The organism is Caulobacter sp. S45 (genome assembly GCF_903642205.1).
GTDB lineage: Bacteria > Pseudomonadota > Alphaproteobacteria > Caulobacterales > Caulobacteraceae > CAHJWH01.
Map to the genome: position 1 here is coordinate 1 of NZ_CAHJWH010000192.1, position 5,098 is coordinate 5,098.

A 5,098-nucleotide genomic window follows, 5' to 3' on the forward strand; every position below is an offset into this window, starting at 1 on the left:
CCCTCCACCAAGGGCTCCCATGAATCAGACATCACCCCGCGCCGAAATCCCCCCAGCCGTTCAAGCGATCACCGTGGCCCGAGGGTCGGCTTCAGTTGAACCGTCTCAGGCCGAGCCATTTTCGCAGCGCGATGAGCGACCATACGGCCTCCACCAGGCCGAAGGGCCAGGCGCCCTGCAGGAAGCCGTAGGACGACCCCAGCAGGCAGGCGGCCGCGAAGGCGAGGGTCCACCAGGAAGAACGGCCCTCCATGGCGTAGCAGACGAGCATGGCTGAAACGGCGAACAGGCCGTAGGCGGTGAGGGCGTTCATCCGGCCACAGCTGCTCCCTGTCTGGCCCGCCGGGAGGCTTGCAGGCATGTTGCAACGGGTGGGGCGGTGGGCTATCTCAGCCGCCTCCCGCAGCGGGCCCCTCCGGACATCCCGCTCAGGCCATCCTTGGGGGATGGTGTAATGGTAACACTGCGGTTTTTGGTACCGTCATTCTAGGTTCGAGTCCTAGTCCCCCAGCCATCGGTTCAGCGGGTTGCCGCTTTGGCGGTCGAATTGGGCTGCTTCCGAAGCAGCCCGCCGCGGTTGATTTTCATTGGAACCCAGCGTCCAAAGATTATGAGGGACGCCATCGCCGTCCCGGACATCCGATGAGCTGATGGCCAGCACGCCCTTGAGCCGCCGCACGCCGGCGACCTTCGACAGCACGCCCGACGATCCGGCGGGCGTCGGCGGGGCGCGCCCCTTCATCGTCATATCGGTGATGACGGCCACAGTGATGAACTCGCTGGACACCACCATCGCCAACGTGGCCCTGCCGCATATCCAGGGTAGCGTGTCGGCGTCGGCTGACCAGATCACCTGGGTACTGACCTCTTACATCGTCGCTTCGGCGATCATGACGCCGATGACGGGCTGGCTGGCCTCCCGCTATGGCATGAAGCTGGTCTTCATGGTTTCCATCGCGGGCTTCACGTTCGCCTCGGCGCTCTGCGGCGTCGCCGACAGCCTGGCGGAGATCGTAGGCTTCCGGCTGCTGCAGGGGCTGTGCGGAGCCGCCCTGGTGCCCCTGTCGCAGTCCATCCTGCTCGACATCTACCCCAAGGCTCGCCACGGCCAGGCCATGGCGGTGTGGGGCATGGGCGCGATGCTGGGGCCGATCATGGGGCCGGCGCTCGGTGGCTGGCTGACGGAGAACTACAGCTGGCGCTGGGTCTTCTACATAAACCTGCCGTTCGGGGTGCTGGCGTTGGCGGGCTTCTGGCTGTTCCTGCGCGAGAAGCGCGACCCGACGCCACGCAGGCTCGACTTCTTCGGCTTCCTGGCGCTGAGCCTGGGCATCGCCTCGCTGCAGCTGTTCCTGGACCGCGGCGAGCAGAAGGACTGGTTCAGCTCCACCGAAATATGGGTGGAGCTGGCGCTGGCGGGCCTCGGCTTCTGGTGGGCGGCCGTGCAGACGCTCACCGCGCCCCAGCCCTTCATCAACCGCGAGGTGCTGAAAGACAGGAACTTCCTCGTCTGCACCTTTTTCGGCTTCTTTATCAACATACTGCTTTTCGCCACCCTGGCGCTGCTGCCACCCATGCTGGAGAACCTGATGGGCTATCCGGTGGTGACCACAGGCCTGGTGACCGCGCCTAGGGGGTTCGGGACCCTGGCCTCGATGTTCCTCGTGGGCCGGCTGATCGGACGCGTGGACACCCGCCTCATCATCCTCACCGGCCTCGTGATCACGGCCTATTCGCTCTGGCGGATGACCGGCGTGAACCTGCAGATGGGGCCGGAGCTGGTGGTGACCGCAGGGATCACACAGGGCGTGGGGGTCGGCCTGATCTTCGTGCCCCTGTCCACGGTGGTCTTCTCCACCCTCAATCCCCGGCTGCGCACCGATGCGGCAGGGCTGTTCACCCTCGTCCGCAACATCGGAAGCAGCGTCGGCATCTCGATCCTGGAGGCGCTGCTGGTCCACAACACCCAGACCATCCACGCCGACCTGATCCGGCATGTGCGCCCGGACAACCCCAATCTAAGCCTGTTCGCGCCCCAAGGCTGGTCGCTTGCGACCCAGAAAGGCCTCGCCTTCATCGACGCTCAGGTGACCGCACAGGCGTCGATGGTCAGCTATGTGGACTGCTTTAAGCTCATGCTGGACATCGCCCTGGTCGTCATGCCCCTGGTTCTGCTGATGCGTCCCGCGCGCGGTGGACCTCCCAAGGGCGAGATCCACGCCATGGAGTGACAAGCCGCTCGGTCAGGGCGTCTCCAGCGTGGGTGAGTCGAGATCAAGCCTGGCCGCCTCGATCACCTGCAGATCGGGGAAGGCCTTGCGGAGCTCGGGAAGGAACAGCTTGGCGTCGCCGGCGATGATCAGGCTGGTGCGATCGGCCCGGATGGCGCCAGAGGCGGCCATCCGGGCGGCGCCCGCGGACACCGCATCGATGCGCGAGGTGAAGCGGGCGATCTCGTCGGCGTCCAGGCCGTAGAGGGCGTAGTTGGCGGCGATCTGGCCGGCCAGCCCGGCGCTGGTTGCGACACTCCGGCCGAACTCGCCGACGATCCCGGCTTGGCGCGCCTCCAGCTCGGTTGCCGGGATCGGTGCGGCGGAAAGACCGGCGATCTGGGCCTGCATCAGGCTGGCCACCTGCTGTGCGGAGGCGTTCTTGGTCTGGGCGGCGGCGGCGAAGAGGCCGGTGTCGCGGAATTCGTCGATGTTGGAGCCAGCCCCGTAGCTCAGGCCGCGCCTGATGCGAAGCTCCTCGTTGAGCCGGGCGGAGAAGCCGCCGCCGAGCACCGCGCTCGCCACCTCCGCGGCGTAGAAGCGAGGGTCGGACCGGGCGATCGAGGGCGCCCCCGCGAGCACCGCCGCCTGACCGGTCCCCGGCAGGTCGATCACCACCACCCGCGACTTGGGGAAAGGCGTGAGCTCCGGGCGAGGCGCGCGGGGCGTGGAGGGCGGCGCCCAGTCGCCGAAGGACCGCTCGGCCAGGGCGAGGCCCTGATCGGGCGTGATGTCGCCGGTCAGGATCAGGATGGCTTCGTCAGGGCGATAGGCCGAGGCGTACTGGCGCAGAACCGCCTGCCGGTCGATCCGCTTCAGCGAGGCTGGCGTGCCCGCGGGGTTGTGACCGTAGGGCGAGGCGCCGAACACGAGCGGGCGGAGCGCCAGCCGCGCCAGCGCGCCCGGCTCGTCCATCTGCACCGCCAGTTCGTCCAGCCGCTGGCGGCGCAGCCGGTCTATCTCCGCCGGTGCGAAGGTCGGCCGACGCGTGACGTCGGCCAGGATCGGCATGGCCGTGTCCAGCTGGTCCGCCAGCACGGTCAGGACGATCTGGGAGCCGTCGGTCCCGCCGCCGCTCTCCAGCGTCCCACCGAGCGCCTCGATGTCGGCGGCGATCTGCGGCGCCGTGCGGCCGCCCGCGCCTTGGGTCAGCAGCGACGCGGTCAGGCCCTGCAGGCCCGCCATGCCCGTCGGATCGGAGGTGGCCCCGCTGCGCACCACCAGCTCGGCGGTGACGATCGGTAGGGCGGAGGTCCGCGCCACGATCACCTTCAGGCCGTTCCGTAGCACGCGGGTGGCCGGCATGGGCGGGGAGGGGCTCACGATAGGACCCGGGGCAGGGGGGGTATGCGGCAGGCTCTCGGGCGGCGGCGCGCTCCGGGCCGTCGTCGGCGTCAGCGCGGCGACCGTGGCGGACGGCTGCGACCGAGAGGGTATGTCGCCGCCGGGCGGCCGAAGAGACTCGGGCAGGTAGCGGATCACCACCCGCTGCTTGTCCTTCAGATAAAGCCGCGCGACACGCTGGACATCGAGGGCGCTCACCGCCTGCAGGTCGGAGATGTCGGTGTTGACCTTCGCCGCGCCGCCCTCCAGCACGATGGCGCGGCCGAGTTCCGCGGCCTGGCCGTCCACCGTCTCGCGTTCACGCAGTATCTGGGCGATGAGCTGGTTCTTCGCCCGCGCCAGCTCGGCCTCGCTGACCGGCCGGTCCCGGAGCTGCTCTAATTCGGCTCGCAGCGCCGCCTCGCCGGCGTCCAGCGTCTTGCCACTGGCCATGATCAGCCCGGCCTGGAACAGGCCCGGCTGCTGGCGCAGGTCCGCGGATGAGAAGACATCCTGCGCCAGCTGCTGCTGGTAGACGAGATTTCGGTAGAGGCGTGAGGAGTGGCCTGTAGTCAGGATCGCGTCCGCTACCGTCAGCGCCGCCCCATCCGGACTCGACGCGGCCGGCGCCAGGAAGGTCCAGGCAAGGGCCGGGAGCGGCACCGTGGGGCCGTAGCCGGTGACCACGCGCGGTCCCGTGCGCGGAGGCTCTACGGCCGTGACGCGCGGGATCGGTGCGGCGGGGTGGCTGATGCCCGCGAAGTACCGGTCCACCCAGCGGTCCAGCGTGGCCGGATCAAAGTTGCCGATCACGATCAGATTGGCGTTGTCCGGTCGATAAAAGGTGGCGTGGAACGCCTGCACGTCGGCGAGTGTCGCCGCATCCAAATCCGGGATGCTGCCGATCACCGCACGCTTGTAGGGGTGCACCTGGAACGAGGACTCCGGCACGAGCAGCGACTGCAGCCGCCCATAAGGATCGGCCAGCACGCGCTGGCGCAGCTCCTCCTCCACCACCGCGCGCTCGGAGGCGAAGGCGGCCTGATCGACCTTGAGCGAGCTCATCCGCTCCGCCTCCGCCCAAAGCAGCCGCTCCAGGTGGTTGGCGGGGACGACCTCAAAATAGTTGGTGAGGTCGTCTGCGGTGGAGGCGTTGTTGAACCCGCCCACGTCCTCGGTCAGCCGGTCCATGTACTCGGACGGCATGTCGCGCGTCGCCTTGAACATCATGTGCTCGAACAGATGGGCGAAGCCCGAGCGATGCTCGGGATCGTCCTTGCCGCCCACGTCGTAGAAGACCTGGATGGTGACGTTGGGAGTCGTCCTGTCGACCACGCTGAACACGCGCAGCCCGTTCGAAAGCGTCCGCTCGCGGAAGGGCAGCGGCGGGATGGCCGCGCTTGAGGCCCTGGGCGGCTGCGAGAAGGCGGCCGGCGATGTGGCCGCGAGCAACAGGATGGCGAAGACGGACGGTAGGCGCATGGATAGGCTCCGGCCTGCGCTTA

Annotated in this window: 3 protein-coding genes and 1 tRNA gene; 2 read left to right on the top strand and 2 right to left on the bottom strand. The window is 68.4% G+C overall.

Annotated elements, in window-relative coordinates; genetic code table 11:
• Positions 1–91: 91 nt before the first annotated feature.
• Positions 92–313, bottom strand: coding sequence for a hypothetical protein (locus tag HUV06_RS14525; protein WP_174301966.1), 222 nt, complete (start codon positions 311–313; stop codon positions 92–94).
• A gap of 127 nt (positions 314–440) precedes the next feature.
• On the opposite strand from HUV06_RS14525, the gene HUV06_RS14530 reads away from it, so the two are divergent.
• A tRNA-Gln gene (locus HUV06_RS14530) sits at positions 441–514 on the top strand.
• Between the two features lie 136 nt (positions 515–650).
• Entirely contained in the window at positions 651–2,231 is a 1,581-nt protein-coding gene (locus HUV06_RS14535) for a DHA2 family efflux MFS transporter permease subunit (protein WP_174301967.1), read from the top strand.
• A 12-nt stretch (positions 2,232–2,243) separates the two neighbouring features.
• On the opposite strand, the gene HUV06_RS14540 is transcribed toward HUV06_RS14535, so the two are convergent.
• Positions 2,244–5,075 (bottom strand): pitrilysin family protein, encoded by a 2,832-nt coding sequence (locus tag HUV06_RS14540; RefSeq protein WP_174301968.1) that lies wholly within the window; start codon positions 5,073–5,075, stop codon positions 2,244–2,246.
• Positions 5,076–5,098: the final 23 nt, after the last annotated feature.